Below are 19,286 nucleotides of genomic sequence, written 5' to 3' on the forward strand. Positions count from 1 at the left end.
CTAGCGGAAGTTGATGAACTGCAACGGCACGTCGAACTCTTCACCCTTGAGGAGCTGGATCGTGTTCTGCAGGTCGTCACGGCTCTTCGACGAGACGCGGAGCTCGTCGCCCTGGATCTGGCTCTTGACGCTCTTCGGCGCGTTCGCGCGGAGGAAGGCGCCGATCTTCTTCGCGACGTCCTGCTCGATGCCGTTCTTGAACTTCACCTCGATCCGGTACTCCTTGCCCGAGGGGTACGGGTCGCCGGCGTCGAGGCTCTTCAGCGAGATGTTCCGCTTGATCGCCTTGCTCTGCAGCACGTCGAGGACGGCCTTCGCACGCTCCTCGGAGTTCGCCTTGATGAGCACGTCGTCGCCGCTGAAGGCGATCGACGCGTCCGCGCCCTTGAAGTCGTACCGCTGCTCGATCTCCTTGGCGGCCTGGTTGAGGGCGTTCTCCGCCTCCATCTTGTCGACCTTGCTGACCACGTCGAAGGAACTGTCTGCCATGCGGGACAGCCTAACGGCGGACAGGTGGGCAGGTCGGGCCCCGCCGTGCGGGTGGTGACGAGCGGGTGCCCACCGGTACCGGTGGAGGAGCGGGCGGACGGCGGGGTGGTCACGAGCACCCTCCGGGATCCGCTATGCTCTTCAGCGCGCCTTCGGTTGGTGACCACACCGGCCGGGTGCGCACATGGCGAGTTACCCAAGCGGCCAAAGGGATCTGACTGTAAATCAGCCGGCGTAGCCTTCGGGGGTTCGAATCCCTCACTCGCCACCGTGCCGAGAGCAGCCCCGTCCGATCCGGACGGGGCTGTCCTCGTTCCGGCAGGCTGTGCTCGCTCCGGCGCACTGTCCTCGTTCCGGCAACCGGTTCGTTCCGGCAAGCTGGGGGCATGCCGGAGATGCTCACGCCCGCCCAGTTCGCCGACCTCGCCGAGTCCATCGCCCGCGAGGCCGCAACCCTCGCCGCCCGCAGGCGCGCAGAGGGGGTCGAGGTGGCCGACCGGAAGTCGAGCATCGTCGACGTCGTGACGGCCGCGGACCGCGAGGTGGAGGAGCTCATCCGCTCCCGCATCGCCCAGGCGCGCCCGGACGACGGCTTCCACGGCGAGGAATCCGGATCCGACACCGGTTCGACGGGCATCACGTGGGTGGTCGACCCGATCGACGGCACCGTCAACTACCTGTACGGCAGCGAGCAGTACGGCGTGAGCATCGGGGTGGTGCGGGGGAGCGCCGACCCGACGACGTGGCAGGCCGTCGCCGGGGTGGTCGTCGCGCCCGCGACCGGCAGCGTGTACCAAGCCGCCTCCGGCGAGGGCGCGACGCGCGACGGCGAGCCGCTGCGGGTCGCCTCGCCGGCCTCGCTCGCCGAAGCGCTCGTCGCCACGGGGTTCGGCTACACCGCCGACCGTCGACGGGAACAGGTCGCGGTGCTCGCGGGTCTGATCGGCGAGGTGCGCGACGTCCGTCGCGCGGGAGCCGCGTCGCTCGACTGCTGCGCCGTGGGTGCCGGGACCCTGGACGCGTACTACGAGCGCGGGATCAACCCCTGGGACATGGCCGCGGGGTCGCTGGTCGCCGCGGAGGCCGGTGCGACCGTCCGCATCTGGGAGGCCGGCGGTACCCGGTCCTTCCTGTTCGCCGCGCCCGCCGTCGCCGACGAACTCGAGTCGCTGGTTCGGCGGCTCGAGGGCGAGGTGCTCGGGAGCTGACCACGTCGGCGCAGCGTGCGCGACCGGACGGGACCCTCGCTCCGTGCGGCACTGCACGGTCGTGCACACGACTGGCGGTGGGCGACGCCCCCTGCTAGCGTGCTGCAGTCCCGTTACCTGCTCGTTACCAACGAGCGCCTCCGTGCCCCGATCAGGATCAGCCCCGAACACATGCCCCACGCCTCCCAGCAGACCGCGCAGACGCCCACCCGGACCGACACCGCGACCGAACCGGTCGTGCACCTGACCCGACGCGCGCGCATCGAGGCCGAGCGTCGGGCGGCGGCATCCCGGTCCGTCGTGGTCGCAGGCGTGTCCGCAGCGTTCGGCACCGCGCCGACCGCGCCCGCGGAGCCGGCCTCCGTGTCGCCCTCGTTCGACGAGCTCGTCGCGCCGACGACGCCGGTGGCCCCGGTCTCGCCGATCGACCTCGCCCCGACGTCGCCGGCGTTGCCCGCGCCCTCGGCCGGTGCCGTCACGCCGCCCGCTCCCGCGTCCCCGGACGTCGCACCCGTCGTCGACGCGACACGGGCCCCGACACCCCCGGCCGCCGGTCCCCGCCGTGTGCTCGGACAGGTCCCGCCGTCGCGTCGCCCGGTCCGCGCCGACCGCGCCACGTCCGCGGTGCACGTCGACCGTGCGACCAGGCACATCGCCGCGGCGCCGACGGGTGCGGCGGGCGCGCGTCAGCAGGCCGACCGCGGCACATCGTTCCGCCGTGCCGCCTCACGGGTGACCGCGGTCGGCGCCCTCCTCTTCACCGCCGGTCTCGTCGTGTCGACGTCGCTCCCGGCGCAGGCGCTGTGGGTCCCGCCGGCGGACACCACGTCGGCGCGCACGACCGCCGCCGGCGCCGCGCAGTCGCTCAGCGTCGGCGATGCGGCCGGCGACGCCGAGACCACCCGTGACGCGTACTCGGTGACCTCGGCCGCCCAGTACGCGAACGTCGACGCGTCGTCGTTCTCGAACGACCCGGACGGCACCATCCAGTGGCCGTTCCTCACCGGCGTGCCGATCACCTCGGGCTTCGGTGGCCGCCAGGTCGCGGGTTGCTCGTTCTGCTCGACGAACCACATGGGCGTCGACTTCGCGCCGGGCGAGGGCACCCCGATCCGATCCGTCGCCGCGGGCACGGTCATCAAGGTGCAGGCCAACGACGGCGGCTTCGGCAACGACGTGTGGGTGCAGCACGACGTCGACGGCAAGCAGTTCGTCAGTGTCTACGGCCACATGAAGGACGGCACGTTCAAGGTGGTCAAGGGCCAGCAGGTCGCCGTGGGCGACGAACTCGGCGAGGTCGGATCGACCGGCAACTCGACGGGGCCGCACCTGCACCTGGAGATCCACGTCGACGGTGTCCCGGTGGACCCGCTGACCTGGCTGCGAGCCAACGCGAACTAGCGGAGGAGCGGCGGCACGCCCGGGCGTCACGTCCGGTTCCTGACCACCGCCGCCCGTCTGCTATTCTCGTGTGGTGCCGCCGAGCGGCACTCGCCCCGATAGCTCAGTGGCAGAGCACTTCCATGGTAAGGAAGGGGTCGTCAGTTCAATCCTGACTCGGGGCTCCGACCCGGAGCTGTTCTCGCTCCGGATCTCTGGCGGGGTAGCTCAGTTGGTTAGAGCACACGACTCATAATCGTGGGGTCACGGGTTCAAGTCCCGTCCTCGCTACCACAGGCCCGGCGGCCAGCTCGCCGGGCTTTCGTCGTTCCCGGGCTCCGCTGTTCTCTGGCGCTGCATCGTCTGGGCTGTGTCGTTCCGGGTCTGTGCCGTTCTCGGGCTGTGCTGTTCTCGGGCTGCGTCGTCGCGCGCCGCATCATCGCCGGGCTCCGCCGCCCGTCCGGCCCGACCGTTCCTTCCCATGACGAGTGCTGTGCCCGGCGGGATCGGGCGTGCCTGATGGTTCCTCTCGACCAGGTACGCCCGTTCCCACCAGGTACGCCCGTTCTGCCCGGGGACATCGGCAGCGCGCGCCGGAGCACGACGCCGCTGCGCATCGGCAGCGCGCGCCGCAGTACGACGCCGCAGCGCATCGGCGGCGCGCGAGCCGCAGCACGACGCCCGCGGCCGACCCTCGCCTCGACGGCCGACGTGCGGCTCAGCGCGGGGGAGCGGTCAGCACGCCCGCGCTGCGGAGCGCCCGCTCGAGGGTCGCCTCCACCTGCTGCCACGCACTCCGCCGCCGACCGGCACCGATGCTCCCGCCGGACACCGCCGTGCCGTGCTGGGCGTGCCGCAACGTGATCGTGGTCGACGTCCCCGTGACGGTCGTCGACAGCTCGTAGCGTCGGAACTCCCGGGACGGGTGCACCAGCGCCCCGAGCAGGATCGTCAGCAGCCGGTTCCCGGTCGTCGCGGTGATCGTCCCACCCGTCGACTCGACCCGGTGCCCGGTCTCGCGGAGCGCCGCCCCGGCGACCTCCATGGCGGTGCACCGGTCTCCCGTGTGCACCGCGTACTCCGTCGTGTGCTCCATGCGTTCCTCCCCGACCCCGGAGTCGTCCCCCGACGTCCCCCCGGACGCCGTGGGCCGAGCATAGCCGATGCAAGCTCATGGATCGATTGTGTGTCGTGGGCGCTCGGTAGACTCGTCGTCGTGTCTGTGAACCCCGAGCTCGTCGGCAGGACGTTCCCGCCGGCCCAGCCCTACCTGGTCGGTCGTGAGAAGGTGCGGGAGTTCTCGCGCGCCGTGTTCGCGACGAACCCGATCCACCACGAGCCCGAGGCGGCTCGCGCCGCCGGGTACGCCGACGTCGTCGCGCCGCCGACCTTCGCGGTCGTGGTGCAGGAGGCGACGCTCGCCCAGCTCCTGGCGGAGCCCGACGCCGGCATCGACTTCTCGCGCGTCGTGCACGGCGAGCAGTCGTTCACCTACGACCGCCCGATCGTCGCCGGTGACGAGCTCACCGCGACGCTCACGGTGACGAGCGTGAAGACCCTCGGCGGCAACGCGATGGTCACGGCCGAGAGCACGATGAACGACGCCGCGGGGGAGCACGTCGTCACGGCGACGTCCACCCTCGTGGTCCGAGGAGACGACGCATGACCACCGCACCCGTCACCGCGCTCGAGGTCGGCACGATCGTGGCCGAGCGCGAGGTCCACCTGACCCGCGACGCGCTCGTCCGGTACGCCGGCGCCTCCGGGGACTTCAACCCGATCCACTACCGCGACGACGTCGCCGCGTCCGTCGGGCTGCCCGGCGTCCTCGCCCACGGCATGCTCACCATGGGCCTGGCCGTCCAGCCCGTGTCCGAGTGGCTCGGCGACCGCGGCTGGGTCCAGCGCTACGGCGTCCGCTTCACCCGACCGGTGGTGGTCGACCCGGAGCAGGGCGCGACCGTCGGCGTGGTCGCCAAGGTCGGCACGGTCGACGACGAGGGCCGTCCGCAGCGCATCGACCTCACCGTGACCGCCGCGGGGCAGACCGTGCTCGGCAAGGCGCAGGTCACGGTGGTGTTCCGCTGACCGGGACGACGCGGCTGGCCGACCTCACCACGTTCCGCGTGGGCGGTCCCGCGACGACGCTCCTGACCGCCGAGACCACCGACGAGCTCGTCGCCCACACGCACACCGCGTGGCAGGACGACGAGTGGCTCGTGGTCGGCGGCGGCAGCAACCTGCTCGTCGCCGACGACGGCTTCGCCGGCACCGTGGTGGTCGTCCGCACGCGCGGCGTCACCGCCGAGCCGGACGCGGACGGCGTCACCGTCCGCGTCGCGGCCGGTGAGCCGTGGGACCGTTTCGTCGCCACGACCGTCGAGAACGGCTGGACGGGACTGGAGGCCCTCAGCGGCATCCCGGGAACGGTCGGCGCCGCTCCCGTGCAGAACATCGGCGCGTACGGGGTCGAGCTCTCCGACGTGCTCAGCGCCGTCGACCTCCTCGACGCGTCGACGGGGGAGCGTGCGTGGGTGCCCGCCGCCGAGCTGGCGCTCGGCTACCGCACCTCGACGTTGAAGCACGGTCGGCGCGGCGTCGTCCTCACGGTGGAGTTCCGGCTGGGCACCGCGGCGGGCGCCGGTGTCCCGGTCCGCTACGCGCAGCTCGCCGGCTCGCTCGGGGTCGAGCTCGGTACCCCCGTCGACCCGGTGACCATCCGAGAGACGGTGCTGCGCCTGCGGTCCTCGAAGGGCATGGTGCTGGACGACGCGGACCCGGACACCTGGAGCGCGGGGTCGTTCTTCACGAACCCGATCGTCTCGGCGGCCTTCGCCGAGACCCTGCCCGCCGATGCTCCCCGGTGGCCCGCCGGCGACGACGTCAAGCTCAGCGCCGCCTGGCTCATCGAGCACGCCGGGGTGCACCGCGGGTACGCGGTCCCCGGGTCGCACGCGGCGATCTCGTCGAAGCACACCCTGGCGCTCACCAACCGTGGTGGCGCGACCGCGGCCGAGGTCGCCGAACTGGCGCGCTACGTCCAGGTGACCGTCCTGAACCGCTTCGGGGTCTCGCTCGTGCCGGAACCCGTCGTGGTCGGCGACCTGCTCGCCGCGGGCTGAGCGCCGGACGCGCGCCGCGCCTCCCGGACGACGCGGATCAGGAGATCAGGCGGAGAAGAACTCCGTGAGACGGCGGACACCCTCGGCGATGTCGTCGTCGCCGAGTGCGTAGGACATGCGGATGTAGCCGGAGGGGCCGAAGGCCTCACCCGGGACGACCGCGACCTCGGCGTGCTCGAGGATGAGGTCCGCCAGCTCGAGCGTCGTGGTCGGGGTGGTGCCGGCCCACTCGCGGCCGAGCAGGGCCGTGACGTCCGGGTAGACGTAGAAGGCGCCCTTCGGCGTCGGGGTGACGAAGCCAGGGATGGCGTTCAGCCCCTCGACGATGGTGCGGCGGCGGCGGTCGAAGGCCTCGCGCATGGCCTCGACCGGCTCCTGCGGGCCGGTCAGCGCCGCGATCGCGGCGCGCTGCGACACGTTCGCGACGTTCGAGGACAGGTGCGACTGCAGGTTCGACGCGGCCTTCACGGCGTCCGCCGGCCCGATGAACCACCCGACGCGCCAACCGGTCATCGCGTACGTCTTCGCGACGCCGTTCACCAGGATCGTGGTGTCGGCGAGGGCGGGGACCGCCTCGAGGACGCCGGTGAACCGGACGTCGTCGTAGAGCAGGTCCTGGTAGATCTCGTCGCTGATCACCCAGATGCCGTGCTCGAGCGCCCACTCACCGATCGCCTTCGTCTGCTCGGCGGAGTACACCGAGCCGGTCGGGTTCGACGGCGAGCAGAACAGCAGCGCCTTCGTCCGCGGTGTGCGCGCGGCCTCGAGCTGCTCGACCGTGACGAGGTAGTCCTGGTCGCTGCCGGCGAAGACCTCGACCGGGGTGCCGCCGGCCAGGCGGATCGCCTCGGGGTAGGTGGTCCAGTACGGAGCGGGGAGCAGGACCTCGTCGCCCGCGTCGACGATCGTCTGGAACGCCTGGTAGACGGCCTGCTTGCCGCCGTTCGTCACGACGACCTGCGACGGGTCGACGGTCACGCCGGACTCGCGGGCGGTCTTCTCGGCGATCGCGCGCTTCAGCTCGGGCAGGCCGGTGGCCGGCGTGTACCGGTGGTTCGCGGGGTCCTGGACGGCCAGGACGGCTGCCTCGACGACGTGCTGCGGCGTCGCGAAGTCCGGCTCGCCGGCGGCGAACGAGATGACCGGGCGGCCGGCTGCCTTGAGCGCCTTGGCCTTCGCGTCGACCTTCAGCGTCGCGGACTCGGCGATCGCGGCGATCCGCGAGGCGATGCGCGGGTGGTCGGTGGTCGCGTCGACGGCGTGCTGGACGGACTCGTGGGCGGTGGACTCGGGGCCGGGGGCTGCGGTGCTCACGGGCGCCAGCCTACCGGCGCGGCACGCCGGGGAGGCGGTCAAGTGGACAGCGTGTGACGGACTCCCGTACACTCGACCACCGGTGCACGGAACGGTGACGGGACGTGCCCCGGGGGTTCAACCCCTCCTAGGGCGGTGGCTCAATTGGTAGAGCAGCGGTCTCCAAAACCGCAGGTTGCAGGTTCGAGTCCTGTCCGCCCTGCAAGTCTGGAAGGTGTGAAGTTGGCGAGCAAGGACATGGAAACGACGACGGACGACGTCGTCGCGAAGGCGAAGGCCGACCGCGCCGAGCGCGGTGGCCCGTTCGCCGCCATCGCCCTCTTCATCCGCCAGGTCATCGGCGAGCTCCGCAAGGTCGTCACGCCGACGCGCAAGGAGCTCTTCAGCTACACCGGCGTCGTGCTCGTCTTCGTCGTCGTGATGATGATCCTGGTGTCGATCCTCGACTTCGTCTTCGGTCTCGGCGTCGGCTACGTCTTCGGCAACGGTCCCACGGTCTGATCCGACGTCGGCTGGCCCGGTGTCAGCTGTCCTGGCCGGATCCCGACAGGAGTACGGTCGCCCCGAGACCGCGACGGACGCGCACCGCTCCGGCCGAACACCCGATCCGCACCACCGAACGGAAAGAATCGACAGTGTCTGACAACTCCCGCGACGACATCGACCTCGCCACGGCTGCCGAGCAGTCCTCCGAGGTCGAGGAGAACCAGGAAGGCGACGTCGAGACGAGCGAGGGCCGTTCGGTCGAGTCCGCCGAGGAGCGCGCCATCTCGGTCGAGGACCAGGACGACGAGTCCCTCGGTCTGAGCGACGAGCCGGACGACGGCACGGTCGACGCCTCCATCGACGAGGCCCTCACCGCGCTCTCGGAGGCCCGCGACCCCGAGGCCGACGCCGTCGTGGACGACGCGCTCGAGATCGACTCCGCCGACGAGGCCGAGGCTGCCGTCGAGGCGGTCGAGGACGAGGAGGAGACCGAGCTCGAGGACGTCACCGCCGCCGAGGCGAACGAGACGCTCGCCGCCGACGAAGCCCTCGAGGACACCGAGGACGAGGCCGCCGAGGTCGACCCGTACGAGGCGTTCAAGGCCGAGCTGCGGATGAAGCCGGGCAAGTGGTACGTCATCCACTCCTACGCGGGCTTCGAGCGTCGCGTGAAGTCGAACATCGAGAACCGCATGGTCTCGATGTCGATGGAGGACTCGATCTACCAGGTCGAGGTCCCGATGGAGGACGTCGTCGAGATCAAGAATGGGCAGCGCAAGCTGGTCACCCGCGTCCGGATCCCCTCGTACGTGCTCGTCCGCATGGACCTGAACGAGGACTCGTGGTCGGTCGTCCGCCACACCCCGGGTGTCACCGGCTTCGTCGGCAACGCCCACAACCCGACGCCGCTCCGTTTCGACGAGGCGTTCGGCATGCTGAAGTCCCTGGTCCAGGTCGCCGAGGCCGCTCCGGCCAAGGGCGGCGCGAAGTCCGGCGGTGCCGCCCAGGCGCAGCCGCAGGCCGAGGTCGACTTCGAGATCGGCGAGACCATCACCATCAAGGAAGGCTCGTTCGCGGGCCTGCCGGGTTCGATCTCCGAGATCAAGCCGGAGAGCGGGAAGCTCACCGTCCTCGTCTCGCTGTTCGAGCGCGAGACCCCGGTCGAGCTCAGCTTCGACCAGGTCACGAAGCTCTAGGTCGTCCCCACCCATCGGCCTGGTCCCGAGGATCAGGTAGACTACTGAGGTTTGGCCCCGCGCGCTGCGGCGTGCGGGGCTTCACCGCGGTCCGGATCCGCCGGGCCAGCGGGAGAGTGCACGGGTCCCCGTGCGTTCGATTCCAGGAGGAAGCACAACATGGCACCGAAGAAGAAGGTCACGGGCCTCATCAAGCTGCAGATCAACGCGGGCGCCGCCAACCCGGCCCCGCCGATCGGTCCTGCGCTCGGTCAGCACGGCGTGAACATCATGGAGTTCTGCAAGGCGTACAACGCTGCGACCGAGTCGCAGCGCGGGAACGTCGTGCCGGTCGAGATCACCGTCTACGAGGACCGTTCGTTCACGTTCGTCCTCAAGACCCCGCCGGCCGCGGAGCTCATCAAGAAGGCCGCGGGTGTGCAGAAGGGGTCCTCGACCCCGCACACGGTCAAGGTCGCGAAGATCTCGATGGACCAGGTCCGTCAGATCGCCGAGACCAAGCAGGCCGACCTGAACGCCAACGACATCGAGCAGGCCGCGAAGATCATCGCCGGCACCGCTCGTTCGATGGGCATCACGGTCGAGGCGTAAGCCTCAGCGCCACACACACCCCGACCCCTTTCCGTGGGAGAGCCTCGCCGGCTCGTCAACCACGTAGCTCCTGAGGAGAACACCATGGCGAAGAAGTCCAAGGCCTACCAGGCCGCGGCCGCGAAGATCGAGGCCGACAAGTTCTACACCCCGACCGAGGCCGTCGCCCTCGCGAAGGAGACCGGCTCGGCGAAGACCGACTCCACCGTCGAGGTCGCGCTGAAGCTCGGCGTCGACCCCCGCAAGGCCGACCAGATGGTCCGCGGCACGGTCATCCTGCCGCACGGCACGGGCAAGACCGCCCGCGTCATCGTCTTCGCCGTGGGCGCTGCGGCCGAGGCCGCCATCGCCGCCGGCGCCGACGAGGTCGGTGGCGACGAGCTCATCGCGAAGGTGGCCGACGGCTACACCGCGTTCGACTCCGCCGTCGCGACGCCGGAGCTCATGGGCAAGGTCGGTCGACTCGGCAAGGTGCTCGGCCCGCGTGGCCTCATGCCGAACCCGAAGACCGGCACCGTGACCCCGAACGTGGCCCAGGCCGTCAACGACATCAAGGGCGGCAAGATCGAGTTCCGCGTCGACAAGCACGCCAACGTGCACTTCGTCGTCGGCAAGGCCTCGTTCACGCCGGAGCAGCTCGACGAGAACATCTCGGCCGCGCTCGAGGAGATCGTCCGCCTCAAGCCGTCCGCGTCGAAGGGCCGCTACATCACGAAGGGCGCCGTCTCGACGACCTTCGGGCCGGGCATCCCGCTCGACGTCAACGCCATCTGATCGACTGATCGGATCAGGAAGGCCCGCACCGTTCCCGGTGCGGGCCTTCCTGCGTGTCCGGACCTCTTCGCGGCAGTCGCCCTCGCGGTGTCCGCTGCGGGTCTAGACGCGGAACGTTCGGAGCTTGTCGAGCACCATGTCGGCGAGCTGCACGAGGCCGCGGATCTGCTCGTCGTCCCGGTCGACCCACCGGCACTCGGGTTCGTCCGCCACGGGCACGAAGTCGTCGTGCCGCTCCCAGACGAACAGGGTCCGGTCGGCGCCGAGGACGTACTGCTGCCACCACACCTGACGCAGGTAGTGCCGGGGGATGCTCCGCCAGGCCTTGCCGGTCGTCTTGATCTCGGCGAGCACGAGGCGCTGCGACGCGTCGTACCCGACCCCGTCCGGTGTCGCGAGGTGGGCCCGGTTCGTGCTGGCGTGGAACAGGTGGGCGGACGGTTCGATGCCGTGCGTCGCCGCGACCCACGCGGCGATCACCGGCTCGCGGTCCTTGCCGTGCTCGGTCCAGGCGTTGCCGGAGAACCGGGACCCGTAGCGCTTGTCCGCGACCACCGCTTCGACGGCGCGCAGGGAGGCGAGCCGGGCGACGTCGGTGGCGGTGATGCCCATCGCACGGGCGCGGAGCCACGCGACCCGGTCGGAGGAGTGCGCGACGATGCGCTCGGTGTGTCCGCGCAGGGCGGTGAAGGCACCGCGTGCCGGGACGGGTGCAGGGGGAGCCGACCGCGCACCGGACGCGGCCGGACCGGGGGACGCAGGGCGTTCCTCCAGGCCGGGGTCCAGGTCGCCCCACAGGGTGGGCTGCACGATCGTCACCCGACGATTCTCACCCCGCGGGCCGCCACGGCGCGAACCGACGCGCGCGGCGTCCGCGCTCAGGAGACGAGCGCGCGGCCCTCGGCGTACGCGACGAGCTCGTCGACGCCGACGGGGGAGAGCGCGTACCCGATCGCGAGCGCGGCGGCCCCCTGGAGCGCGGCGACGGAACCCGCGCGGGACTGCGCGATGACCAGGTGCTCGGTGGCCAGGGGCATGGAGCGGGCGTAGACGACCTCGCGGACACCGGCGAGCAGGTGCTCCCCGGCGCGGGTGATCGAACCGCCGAGCGCGATCACCGACGGGTTCATCAGGGACACGCAGGTCGCGAGCACCTCGCCGATGTCCCGACCGGCCTGGCGCACCGCTCCGATCGCGTCGAGCTCCGACCGGTTCACCAGGTCGATGACGTCACCGCTCGTCTGCACGTCGTGTCCCTTCGCGCGCAGGGCGCGGGCGATGGCGGGACCGGACGCGACGGCTTCGAGGCAGCCGGTGTTGCCGCAGTGGCACGGCACGTCGCCGGCGCGGGACACCCGGACGTGCCCGATGTCGCCCGCGGTGCCCTGGGCGCCCCGGCGGAGTTGCCCGTCCGACACGATCCCGGACCCGATGCCGGTCGCGACCTTCACGAACAGCAGGTGGTCCACGTCGGGCCAACCGTGTTCGCGTTCACCGAGGGCGGCGATGTTCACGTCGTTGTCGAGCAGCACGTGCGCCGCCACGTGCCCCCGCAGCCACCCGGGCACGTCGAAGCCGTCCCACCCGGGCATGATCGGCGGGTTCGCGGGGCGACCGGTGGAGAACTCGACCGGGCCGGGCACGCCGATGCCGATGGCGACGACGTCGTCGCGGACGCGGCCGACCTCGGCGAGGAGCTCGTCGATGGTCTCGACCAGCCAGGTGAGCGTCGGGACGGGGCCGGCGGCTATGTCGATCCGCGCCTCGCGGGTGGCCAGCGGTGCCGCGACGAGGTCGGTCACGGCGACGCGACCGTGCGAGGCGCCGAGGTCCGCGGCGATCACCAACCGGGCGCGCGGCACGAGGGCGACCTGCGCTGGCGGGCGGCCGCCGGTGGACGCGGCGGTCTCGACCGGTCCGACCAGCCCGACGTCGATGAGCGCGTCCAGGCGCACGGCGATCGTCGAGCGTGCGAGTCCCGTCAGGGCGGCCAGCTCCGCCCGGGTCCGCGGCACACCGTCGCGGAGGATCTGGAAGAGCTCGCTCGTCCCGACCGGAGGCGACGCTGCCGTCCGGGTGAAGTCGACCATGTCGGGAGTGAAGCACACATCCATCGCGCCACGCAACGAAGATCGTCGAGGAGGTCACAACTTTTGCTTGACCGCCGTCAGAAGGGGCCATAGTGTGACGCTCGATCACTGACGATCCACCATCTCGACGAGGAGAACACCTGGTGACGCAACCCCTGTCGGTCCAGCTCTACACCGTGCGCGACGCCCTCTCGGCCGACCTGCCCGGCACGCTCCAGCGCATCGCGTCCATCGGCTACACGAACGTCGAGGCCTTCGGCTTCGTCGACCGCGCCGAGGAGCTCCGGGACGCCCTGGCCGCCGCCGGCCTGCAGGCACCCAGCGGGCACGCGCGGCTCCTGGACGCCGGCGAGCAGGACCTCGAGCGCATCCTCCGGGCGAGCACGACCATCGGGTTGACGACGCTCATCGACCCGCACATCGACGAGGCGCGCTGGACGACCCGCGAGGACGTCGAGGCGATCGCCCGTGAGCTCAGCGCCCTCGCACCCCGCGCCGCGGACCACGGGCTCGTGCTCGGCTACCACAACCACGCGTTCGAGTTCTCGAACCGCATCGACGGCGTCAGCGCCTACGAGGTCTTCGCCGACGCCCTGTCCGACGACGTCGTGCTCGAGCTCGACACCTACTGGGTGCAGGTCGGCGGCGACGACCCGGTGGCGATCATCGGCAAGTACGGCGACAAGGTGCAGTTCCTGCACGTCAAGGACGGCGACGGCTCGCACGACGACAAGCAGCAGGTCGCGGTCGGCAACGGCGTCATGCCGATCCGCGAGATCGTCGCGGCGGCACCGGACGCGCTGCACGTCGTCGAGCTCGACGACCACGAGGGCGACGTGTTCCAGGCCGTCGCCGACTCCTACACGTTCCTCGAGGGGGCACGCGCATGACCGACACCGCACTGGACCAGCAGGGCACCGCCACGACGCGGACCGGTCCCGTCGGCGTCGGCGTCATCGGCGCGGGTGTCATCTCCGACCAGTACCTGTCGAACCTCACGGTGTTCCCCGACGTCGAGGTCCGGTTCATCGCGGACATCGACGAGCCGCGCGCCGCCGCCCAGGCCGAGAAGTGGGGCGTCGCCGGGTCCGGCACGGTCGAGGAGCTCCTCGCCGACGACGACATCGAGATCGTGGTCAACCTGACGATCCCCGCCGCCCACGTCGAGGTCGCGATGCAGGCCCTCGCCGCGGGCAAGCACGTCTGGGGCGAGAAGCCCTACGCCCTCGACCGCGAGAGCGCCGCGCAGCTCCGCGACGCCGCGGTCGCCGCCGGCAAGACCGTCAGCGTCGCACCGGACACGTTCCTCGGCGCCGGGCTGCAGACCGCCCTCCGGACCATCCGCGAGGGCCGCATCGGCACGCCCCTCAACGGGCTGACGCTGTTCCAGAGTCCCGGCCCCGAGTCCTGGCACCCGAGCCCCGAGTTCCTGTTCGCGTACGGGGCGGGCCCGCTGTTCGACATCGGCCCGTACTACATCACGACCCTCGTGCAGGCGTTCGGTCCGGTGGCGAAGGTCACCGCGACGGCGTCGAGGTCCCGCGCCACGCGCATGATCGGTTCCGGTCCGAAGGCGGGCACGGAGTTCCCCGTCGAGGTCCCGACGAACCACTCCGCGCTCATCCAGTTCGAGGACGGGGGGAGCGCGCAGAGCGTCTTCTCGTTCGAGTCGGACCGTGGCCGGACCGGCTTCGTCGAGATCGCGGGCGAGACCGGCACGGTCGTCTTCCCCGACCCCAACGAGTTCGACGGGGACACCGAGCTCTACGCGCTGGGCGCCGAGGAGCCGGAGACGATCCCCGCCGTGGGGTCCACCTACTCGCGCGGCACCGGCGTGGTCGACCTGGCCCGCTCGATCCGCGCCGGCCAGGGGAACCGGGTCCCCGGCGCCCTCGCCTTCCACGTCCTCGACGTGATGGTCTCCATCGCCGAGGCCGCCGAACGTGGTGAGACCGTGCTCGTCCAGAGCACCGTCGAACCCTCCCCGACCCTCCCCGAGGGCTGGGACCCCGCGGAGTCGACCCTGTCCTGACCGGGACGGGGCGCACACCGCTCGCGGGTCGGCACCGACGTCGGCCCGCACCCACACAGCAGCACCCGACACCTCCAACCCTCAGCACCATCTCAACGACGAGAAAGTAGAGAGTCATGCGCACTGCCATCCGCGCACTGGCCATCACCGCGGCCGCGGCACTCACCGTGACCGGCCTGACGGCCTGCTCCTCCGGGTCGTCCGGTTCCTCCGGTGACTCGAAGACGCTCACGTACTGGGCGTCGAACCAGGGCACGTCCCTGCAGAACGACAAGGAGGTGCTCACCCCCGTCCTCGAGAAGTTCACCGAGGAGACCGGGATCAAGGTGGACCTCCAGGTCATCGGCTGGAACGACCTGCAGAACAAGATCCAGACCGCCGTCACGTCGGGCCAGGGCCCCGACGTGGTCAACATCGGCAACACGTGGGCGACCTCGCTCCAGGCCACCGGCGCCTTCCAGGAGTTCGGTGACGCGGAGATGGAGGCCATCGGCGGCGCCGACAAGTTCGGCAAGGTCGCGCTCTCCACCGGAGGCGCGCCGGGCGAGACGGTCACGAGCGTCCCGCTCTACGGCCTTGCCTACGGTCTCTACTACAACAAGCAGATGCTCGCCGACGCCGGCATCGAGCCCCCCACCACGTGGGAGGACATGGTCGCCGCCGCGGAGAAGCTGACCGCCGACGGCAAGTACGGGTTCAGCCTCGCGGGCGGTTCGTACACCGAGAACTCGCACTTCGCGTTCATCAACTCGGCGCAGAACGGCGGCGAGTGGTTCGACGAGGACGGCAACCCCACCTTCACGTCGAAGGAGAACGTCGACGGCATCAAGCGCTACCTCGACCTCATGCAGGACGCGAAGGTCGCGAACCCGTCGAACGCGCAGTACGACAACGCGACGCAGTCGACCACGGACTTCGCGAAGAAGAAGGCCGCGTTCATCCTCAACCAGAACAACGCGAACGCGACGATCGAGTCGCTCGGCATGAAGTCGGACGAGTACGGCGTGGTCGCGCTGCCGGCACCGGAGGGCGGCGAGCAGATCGCCAGCTTCCCCGCCGGCATCAACCTGTCGATCTTCAAGAACACGGACAACAAGGACGGCGCGCTGCAGTTCGTCAAGTACATGACGAGCATGGACACGCAGACGACGCTCGACAAGCCGTACTCGGCGCTGCCGGTCCTCGCCGAGGCCGCGGACTCCGTCGAGGACGAGCAGACGAAGACGTTCCTCGACATCTACAACAACAAGGCGAAGCCGCTCCCGCTGGTGCCCGCCGAGGACCAGTTCGAGTCGACGGTCGGCAAGGCGATGAACGACATGTTCGCCAAGATCGCCACCGGCTCGACGGTGTCCGAGAGCGACATCGAGTCGGCGCTGCAGACGGCTCAGGACCAGGTGTCCCAGGCCGCCGGTTGATCCGCCCGGAGGCCCGGACCGCGTCCGTCAGGACGCGTCCGGGCCTCCGCCCCTCGGCTGGCCACCGTCACGCACCCCCTGTGCGGACGCACCAGCAGCCCCGCACCCGGCCAGCGCGCCGGGGGTGAGCCGATCGGCTCACGTCTGCCGTTCCTCCAGGCCGCTGCCACGGCCGGACGGACGAAGCACCCGATCCCATCCTCGCCGGAAGGCCACCACCCATGTCCACCTCGGTCCTGCCCGACTCCGAGCGCATCGACCTGACCCACACGAAGGCGCCGACGCTGTCGGGTCCCCAGCCGGGTCGGAAGCCGAAGCGCCACTGGCTGCCGTACGCGCTCGTCGCACCGGCCATCCTGTTCGAGCTGCTCATCCACATCGTCCCGATGCTCGTCGGCATCTGGATCTCCTTCATCCAGCTCACCAAGTACTTCATCGCGAACTGGGGCGCCGCTCCCTTCGCCGGGTTCCGCAACTACGCCGTCGTCGTCGACTTCGACCAGGCCATCGGTCGGGGCGTCCTCAACTCCTTCCTCGTCACCTGCGCGTTCACGGTGCTCGTCGTCGGGCTGTCCTGGGTGCTCGGCATGGCCGCCGCGGTGGCGCTGCAGAAGCCGTTCGCGGGCCGCGGCCTGTTCCGCACGCTCTTCCTCGTGCCGTACGCGCTGCCGATGTACGCGGGCGTCATCACCTGGAAGTTCATGTTCCAGCGGGACACCGGCGCGCTCAACCACCTGCTCGTCGACCAGCTCGGGCTGTTCGGCGGGAACGCCCCGTTCTGGCTCATCGGCAACAACGCCTTCGTCGCGGTCGTCGTCGTGGCGATCTGGAAGACCTGGCCGTTCGCGTTCCTCATGCTGATGGCGGGCCTGCAGTCCGTGCCGAACGACGTGTACGAGGCCGCCTCCGTCGACGGCGCGAAGCCCTTCCGTCAGTGGCGGTCGATCACCCTGCCGATGGTGCGCCCGGTGAACGTGACGCTCGTGCTCGTGATGTTCCTCTGGACGTTCAACGACTTCAACACGCCGTTCGTGCTGTTCGGCTCGACCGCGCAACCCCCGGCGGCCGACCTGCTCAGCTTCCACATCTACAACGCGTCGTTCATCACCTGGAACTTCGGCTCCGGTGCCGCGATGAGCGTCCTGCTCCTCATCTTCCTGCTCATCGTCACGGGCATCTACCTGGCCGTGACCAACCGGAGGTCCGTCCGTGCGTGAGACAGTCGGCGCCAAGTCCTTCAAGATCGTCACCCTGGTCGTCCTGACCCTGTTCACGGTCGTCCCGCTCTACGTCATGGTGACCACGGCGATGAAGCCGCTCGGTGACGTGCAGGACAACTTCACCTGGATCCCGTCGAACATCACGATCCAGCCGTTCATCGACATGTGGTCGACGGTGCCGCTGGGTCGGTACTTCGTCAACTCGCTCGTGGTCTGCACGGTCGCGACGGTGTTCTCGCTGATCATCGCGACGTTCGCGGCCTACGGTGTCTCGCGCTGGAACTTCAAGGGCAAGAGCGCCTTCACCACCGCGGTGCTCTCGACGCAGATGTTCCCGGGCGTGCTGTTCCTGCTCCCGCTGTTCCTCATCTTCACGAACCTCGGCAACGCGCTCGGCGTCCAGCTGGTCGGGTCGTGGCTCGGCCTGATCATCACGTACCTGACGTTCACGCTGCCGTTCTCCATCTGGATGCTCGCCGGCTACTTCGAGACCATCCCGCGCGAGCTCGACGAGGCCGCGATGGTCGACGGTTCGGGCCCGATGGGCGCGCTGTTCCGGGTGATCCTGCCCTCGGCGCGTCCGGGTCTCGTCGCGGTCGGGATCTACTCGTTCATGACGGCCTGGGGCGAGGTCCTCTTCGCGTCGGTCATGACGAACGGGCTCGGCTCCACCCTGGCGGTCGGTCTGCAGCAGTACTCGACGCAGACGAACGTGTACTGGAACCAGGTCATGGCGGCGTCCCTCGTGGTGTCGATCCCCGTGGTGCTGGCGTTCCTCATCGTGCAGCGCCAGTTCGTCGCCGGCCTGACCGCGGGCGCGGTGAAGTAGGCCTTCCGCCCACCGCAAGACACCGGTGTTCGCGCTCGACGCCCCCGCAGGACGCGGTGCGCAGCGCGAACACCGGTGTCTTGCCGTTCAAGCGACCACGGCACGACGTCGAACCGACAGGATGGGACCATGACCGAGACCCGAGGGCGCCAGCTGCAGCCCGGCCAGGCGAGCCGCGTGCACGTGTACGACGTCGAGACCCGGTCCGCCCGGCTCGTGTTCTCGTCCGACACCGTGCTGGTCGAGGCACCGAACGTCCTCGACGAGCGGACGCTCGTCCTCAACGGCGACGGGGACCTCTGGCTGCTGCCGCTGCCGGCCGACGACACCGTGCTCGACGAGACCGCGCTCGTCCGGGTGCCGATGCCTGGGGTCGACGAGATCAACAACGACCACGTGCTCGACCCGTCGGGGGAGTCCGTCGTCGTGAGTGCGCGCGACGGCGAGCTGTACCGCGTGCCCCTGCCCGAGGGCGGCGCGGCGACCCGGATCACCGACACCGCCGCCGTGCTGCCGGTGGTGCGGAAGTACTACCTGCACGGCATCGCCCCGGACAGATCGGCACTCGCCGCGATCGTGGGTGAGCGGACCCCGGAGGGCGTCTGGACCACGGACGTCGCGCTCGTCGACCCGTCGTCCGGCGTCACCACGTTCCTGACGCGCGACGCGCACCCGGATGACGGCTGCGCGATCACCCCCGACGCCGGCACCGTGCTGTTCAACACCGAGCGGTTCAGCCCGGGGACGGCCCAGCTGGCCGCGCTCCGGCTCGACGAGCGGGCGGACCCCGTCGGTCCCGTGCAGATCACCGGTGACGAGCGGGTGAACTGGTTCCCGCACCTGTCGCCGGACGGGTCGCACCTGCTGTACCTGTCGTACGGACCCGGCGTGCACGGCCACCCCGCCGACCAGCGGGTGGAACTCCGCCTGCTCCCGGGCTCCCTCGCCCGCGGAGCCCGCATCGCCGTCGTGCCGGAGACCCTCGTCACGCTCGACGGCGGCCAGGGCACGGTGAACGTGCCGCCGTGGTCGCCGGACTCGCGGTGGTTCGCCTACTGCGACTACCCGGTGGGCTGACGGGCCCGGGGCGACCGAGACCCGCGCGTGCGGGCGGCCCCGCGACGGTGAGACCGCGGG

At 70.5% G+C, this 19,286-nt stretch carries 20 protein-coding genes and 4 tRNA genes; 19 read left to right on the forward strand and 5 right to left on the reverse strand.

Annotation, left to right across the window (positions count from 1 at the left end; all coding sequences use genetic code 11):
- Positions 1-489: a YajQ family cyclic di-GMP-binding protein gene (locus DEJ23_RS03545; RefSeq protein WP_111238879.1), complete on the reverse strand. Its 489-nt coding sequence runs from the start codon at positions 487-489 to the stop codon at positions 1-3.
- Positions 490-675: 186 nt separating this feature from the next.
- Here DEJ23_RS03545 and DEJ23_RS03550 point away from each other — a divergent pair.
- The 5 genes from DEJ23_RS03550 to DEJ23_RS03570 all read left to right on the forward strand — a co-directional run bounded on the left by DEJ23_RS03550 (position 676) and on the right by DEJ23_RS03570 (position 3,371).
- Positions 676-757 (forward strand) — tRNA-Tyr (locus DEJ23_RS03550).
- 118 nt (positions 758-875) lie between these two features.
- Positions 876-1,697 carry an inositol monophosphatase family protein gene (locus tag DEJ23_RS03555; protein WP_111238880.1) on the forward strand — a complete coding sequence of 274 codons (822 nt, stop codon included), beginning with the start codon at positions 876-878 and terminating at the stop codon, positions 1,695-1,697.
- A gap of 171 nt (positions 1,698-1,868) precedes the next feature.
- Positions 1,869-3,098 (forward strand): M23 family metallopeptidase, encoded by a 1,230-nt coding sequence (locus DEJ23_RS03560; protein ID WP_111238881.1) that lies wholly within the window; start codon positions 1,869-1,871, stop codon positions 3,096-3,098.
- 92 nt (positions 3,099-3,190) lie between these two features.
- A tRNA-Thr gene (locus DEJ23_RS03565) sits at positions 3,191-3,262 on the forward strand.
- A 32-nt stretch (positions 3,263-3,294) separates the two neighbouring features.
- Positions 3,295-3,371 (forward strand) — tRNA-Met (locus DEJ23_RS03570).
- Between the two features lie 424 nt (positions 3,372-3,795).
- On the opposite strand, the gene DEJ23_RS03575 is transcribed toward DEJ23_RS03570, so the two are convergent.
- Positions 3,796-4,173 carry a hypothetical protein gene (locus DEJ23_RS03575; RefSeq protein WP_111238882.1) on the reverse strand — a complete coding sequence of 126 codons (378 nt, stop codon included), beginning with the start codon at positions 4,171-4,173 and terminating at the stop codon, positions 3,796-3,798.
- 120 nt (positions 4,174-4,293) lie between these two features.
- Here DEJ23_RS03575 and DEJ23_RS03580 point away from each other — a divergent pair, with 120 nt between their 5' ends.
- From DEJ23_RS03580 to DEJ23_RS03590, 3 genes are read left to right on the forward strand one after another with little or no spacing between them, the layout of a single operon-like run.
- A complete protein-coding gene (locus tag DEJ23_RS03580) occupies positions 4,294-4,743 on the forward strand; it encodes a MaoC family dehydratase N-terminal domain-containing protein (RefSeq protein ID WP_111239041.1) in 450 nt (149 codons plus the stop codon).
- Positions 4,740-5,165, forward strand: coding sequence for a MaoC/PaaZ C-terminal domain-containing protein (locus DEJ23_RS03585; RefSeq protein WP_111238883.1), 426 nt, complete (start codon positions 4,740-4,742; stop codon positions 5,163-5,165). Before DEJ23_RS03580 ends, DEJ23_RS03585 begins: the two co-directional genes overlap by 4 nt.
- On the forward strand, positions 5,162-6,199 hold the full coding sequence (locus DEJ23_RS03590) for a UDP-N-acetylmuramate dehydrogenase (protein ID WP_111239042.1): 1,038 nt from the start codon (positions 5,162-5,164) through the stop codon (positions 6,197-6,199). The genes DEJ23_RS03585 and DEJ23_RS03590 overlap by 4 nt, the downstream gene beginning before the upstream one ends.
- 45 nt (positions 6,200-6,244) lie before the next feature.
- On the opposite strand, the gene DEJ23_RS03595 is transcribed toward DEJ23_RS03590, so the two are convergent.
- Positions 6,245-7,429 (reverse strand): pyridoxal phosphate-dependent aminotransferase, encoded by a 1,185-nt coding sequence (locus tag DEJ23_RS03595; RefSeq protein ID WP_111239043.1) that lies wholly within the window; start codon positions 7,427-7,429, stop codon positions 6,245-6,247.
- Between the two features lie 213 nt (positions 7,430-7,642).
- Between DEJ23_RS03595 and DEJ23_RS03600 the strand changes: the two genes are divergently transcribed.
- The 5 genes from DEJ23_RS03600 (at position 7,643) to rplA (ending at position 10,560) form a co-directional block, all read left to right on the forward strand.
- Positions 7,643-7,715: transfer RNA gene (locus tag DEJ23_RS03600), tRNA-Trp, on the forward strand.
- Between the two features lie 35 nt (positions 7,716-7,750).
- Entirely contained in the window at positions 7,751-8,014 is a 264-nt protein-coding gene (gene secE, locus DEJ23_RS03605) for a preprotein translocase subunit SecE (RefSeq protein ID WP_111238884.1), read from the forward strand.
- 134 nt (positions 8,015-8,148) lie between these two features.
- Positions 8,149-9,195: a transcription termination/antitermination protein NusG gene (nusG, locus tag DEJ23_RS03610; protein WP_111238885.1), complete on the forward strand. Its 1,047-nt coding sequence runs from the start codon at positions 8,149-8,151 to the stop codon at positions 9,193-9,195.
- A gap of 159 nt (positions 9,196-9,354) precedes the next feature.
- Positions 9,355-9,786 carry a 50S ribosomal protein L11 gene (gene rplK, locus DEJ23_RS03615; protein WP_017888638.1) on the forward strand — a complete coding sequence of 144 codons (432 nt, stop codon included), beginning with the start codon at positions 9,355-9,357 and terminating at the stop codon, positions 9,784-9,786.
- A gap of 84 nt (positions 9,787-9,870) precedes the next feature.
- Positions 9,871-10,560: a 50S ribosomal protein L1 gene (rplA, locus tag DEJ23_RS03620; protein WP_111238886.1), complete on the forward strand. Its 690-nt coding sequence runs from the start codon at positions 9,871-9,873 to the stop codon at positions 10,558-10,560.
- A gap of 102 nt (positions 10,561-10,662) precedes the next feature.
- Here the strand turns inward: rplA and DEJ23_RS03625 are convergent, their stop codons facing one another.
- Together DEJ23_RS03625 and DEJ23_RS03630 are read right to left on the reverse strand one after the other, a co-directional pair.
- Complete coding sequence (locus DEJ23_RS03625; RefSeq protein WP_258375245.1) at positions 10,663-11,241, reverse strand: YqaJ viral recombinase family protein; 579 nt, start codon at positions 11,239-11,241, stop codon at positions 10,663-10,665.
- Between the two features lie 197 nt (positions 11,242-11,438).
- Complete coding sequence (locus tag DEJ23_RS03630) at positions 11,439-12,650, reverse strand: ROK family transcriptional regulator (protein WP_111238888.1); 1,212 nt, start codon at positions 12,648-12,650, stop codon at positions 11,439-11,441.
- A 143-nt stretch (positions 12,651-12,793) separates the two neighbouring features.
- Between DEJ23_RS03630 and DEJ23_RS03635 the strand changes: the two genes are divergently transcribed.
- The 6 genes from DEJ23_RS03635 to DEJ23_RS03660 all read left to right on the forward strand — a co-directional run bounded on the left by DEJ23_RS03635 (position 12,794) and on the right by DEJ23_RS03660 (position 19,226).
- Complete coding sequence (locus DEJ23_RS03635; RefSeq protein WP_111238889.1) at positions 12,794-13,540, forward strand: sugar phosphate isomerase/epimerase; 747 nt, start codon at positions 12,794-12,796, stop codon at positions 13,538-13,540.
- Complete coding sequence (locus DEJ23_RS03640) at positions 13,537-14,682, forward strand: Gfo/Idh/MocA family protein (protein WP_111238890.1); 1,146 nt, start codon at positions 13,537-13,539, stop codon at positions 14,680-14,682. The genes DEJ23_RS03635 and DEJ23_RS03640 overlap by 4 nt, the downstream gene beginning before the upstream one ends.
- A 116-nt stretch (positions 14,683-14,798) precedes the next feature.
- Positions 14,799-16,100: an ABC transporter substrate-binding protein gene (locus tag DEJ23_RS03645; protein ID WP_111238891.1), complete on the forward strand. Its 1,302-nt coding sequence runs from the start codon at positions 14,799-14,801 to the stop codon at positions 16,098-16,100.
- A gap of 221 nt (positions 16,101-16,321) precedes the next feature.
- Positions 16,322-17,317 carry a carbohydrate ABC transporter permease gene (locus DEJ23_RS03650; RefSeq protein WP_181429095.1) on the forward strand — a complete coding sequence of 332 codons (996 nt, stop codon included), beginning with the start codon at positions 16,322-16,324 and terminating at the stop codon, positions 17,315-17,317.
- Positions 17,310-18,149 carry a carbohydrate ABC transporter permease gene (locus DEJ23_RS03655; protein ID WP_111238892.1) on the forward strand — a complete coding sequence of 280 codons (840 nt, stop codon included), beginning with the start codon at positions 17,310-17,312 and terminating at the stop codon, positions 18,147-18,149. Before DEJ23_RS03650 ends, DEJ23_RS03655 begins: the two co-directional genes overlap by 8 nt.
- Positions 18,150-18,278: 129 nt before the next feature.
- On the forward strand, positions 18,279-19,226 hold the full coding sequence (locus DEJ23_RS03660; protein ID WP_111238893.1) for a biopolymer transporter Tol: 948 nt from the start codon (positions 18,279-18,281) through the stop codon (positions 19,224-19,226).
- Positions 19,227-19,286: the final 60 nt, after the last annotated feature.

Origin of the sequence: Curtobacterium sp. MCSS17_008 (assembly GCF_003234185.1) — a bacterium.
Lineage (GTDB): Bacteria > Actinomycetota > Actinomycetes > Actinomycetales > Microbacteriaceae > Curtobacterium.

What these genes read in the sequence shown, in the direction of transcription:
- DEJ23_RS03555 (WP_111238880.1), top strand. Translation starts at nt 876, where the DNA reads ATGCCGGAGATGCTCACGCCCGCCCAGTTCGCCGACCTCGCCGAGTCC.
- DEJ23_RS03585 (WP_111238883.1), top strand. Translation starts at nt 4,740, where the DNA reads ATGACCACCGCACCCGTCACCGCGCTCGAGGTCGGCACGATCGTGGCC.
- DEJ23_RS03560 (WP_111238881.1), top strand. Translation starts at nt 1,869, where the DNA reads ATGCCCCACGCCTCCCAGCAGACCGCGCAGACGCCCACCCGGACCGAC.
- DEJ23_RS03545 (WP_111238879.1), bottom strand. Translation starts at nt 489, where the DNA reads ATGGCAGACAGTTCCTTCGACGTGGTCAGCAAGGTCGACAAGATGGAG.
- rplK (WP_017888638.1), top strand. Translation starts at nt 9,355, where the DNA reads ATGGCACCGAAGAAGAAGGTCACGGGCCTCATCAAGCTGCAGATCAAC.
- secE (WP_111238884.1), top strand. Translation starts at nt 7,751, where the DNA reads ATGGAAACGACGACGGACGACGTCGTCGCGAAGGCGAAGGCCGACCGC.
- DEJ23_RS03650 (WP_181429095.1), top strand. Translation starts at nt 16,322, where the DNA reads ATGTCCACCTCGGTCCTGCCCGACTCCGAGCGCATCGACCTGACCCAC.
- DEJ23_RS03575 (WP_111238882.1), bottom strand. Translation starts at nt 4,173, where the DNA reads ATGGAGCACACGACGGAGTACGCGGTGCACACGGGAGACCGGTGCACC.
- DEJ23_RS03660 (WP_111238893.1), top strand. Translation starts at nt 18,279, where the DNA reads ATGACCGAGACCCGAGGGCGCCAGCTGCAGCCCGGCCAGGCGAGCCGC.
- DEJ23_RS03630 (WP_111238888.1), bottom strand. Translation starts at nt 12,650, where the DNA reads ATGGTCGACTTCACCCGGACGGCAGCGTCGCCTCCGGTCGGGACGAGC.
- rplA (WP_111238886.1), top strand. Translation starts at nt 9,871, where the DNA reads ATGGCGAAGAAGTCCAAGGCCTACCAGGCCGCGGCCGCGAAGATCGAG.
- DEJ23_RS03645 (WP_111238891.1), top strand. Translation starts at nt 14,799, where the DNA reads ATGCGCACTGCCATCCGCGCACTGGCCATCACCGCGGCCGCGGCACTC.
- DEJ23_RS03640 (WP_111238890.1), top strand. Translation starts at nt 13,537, where the DNA reads ATGACCGACACCGCACTGGACCAGCAGGGCACCGCCACGACGCGGACC.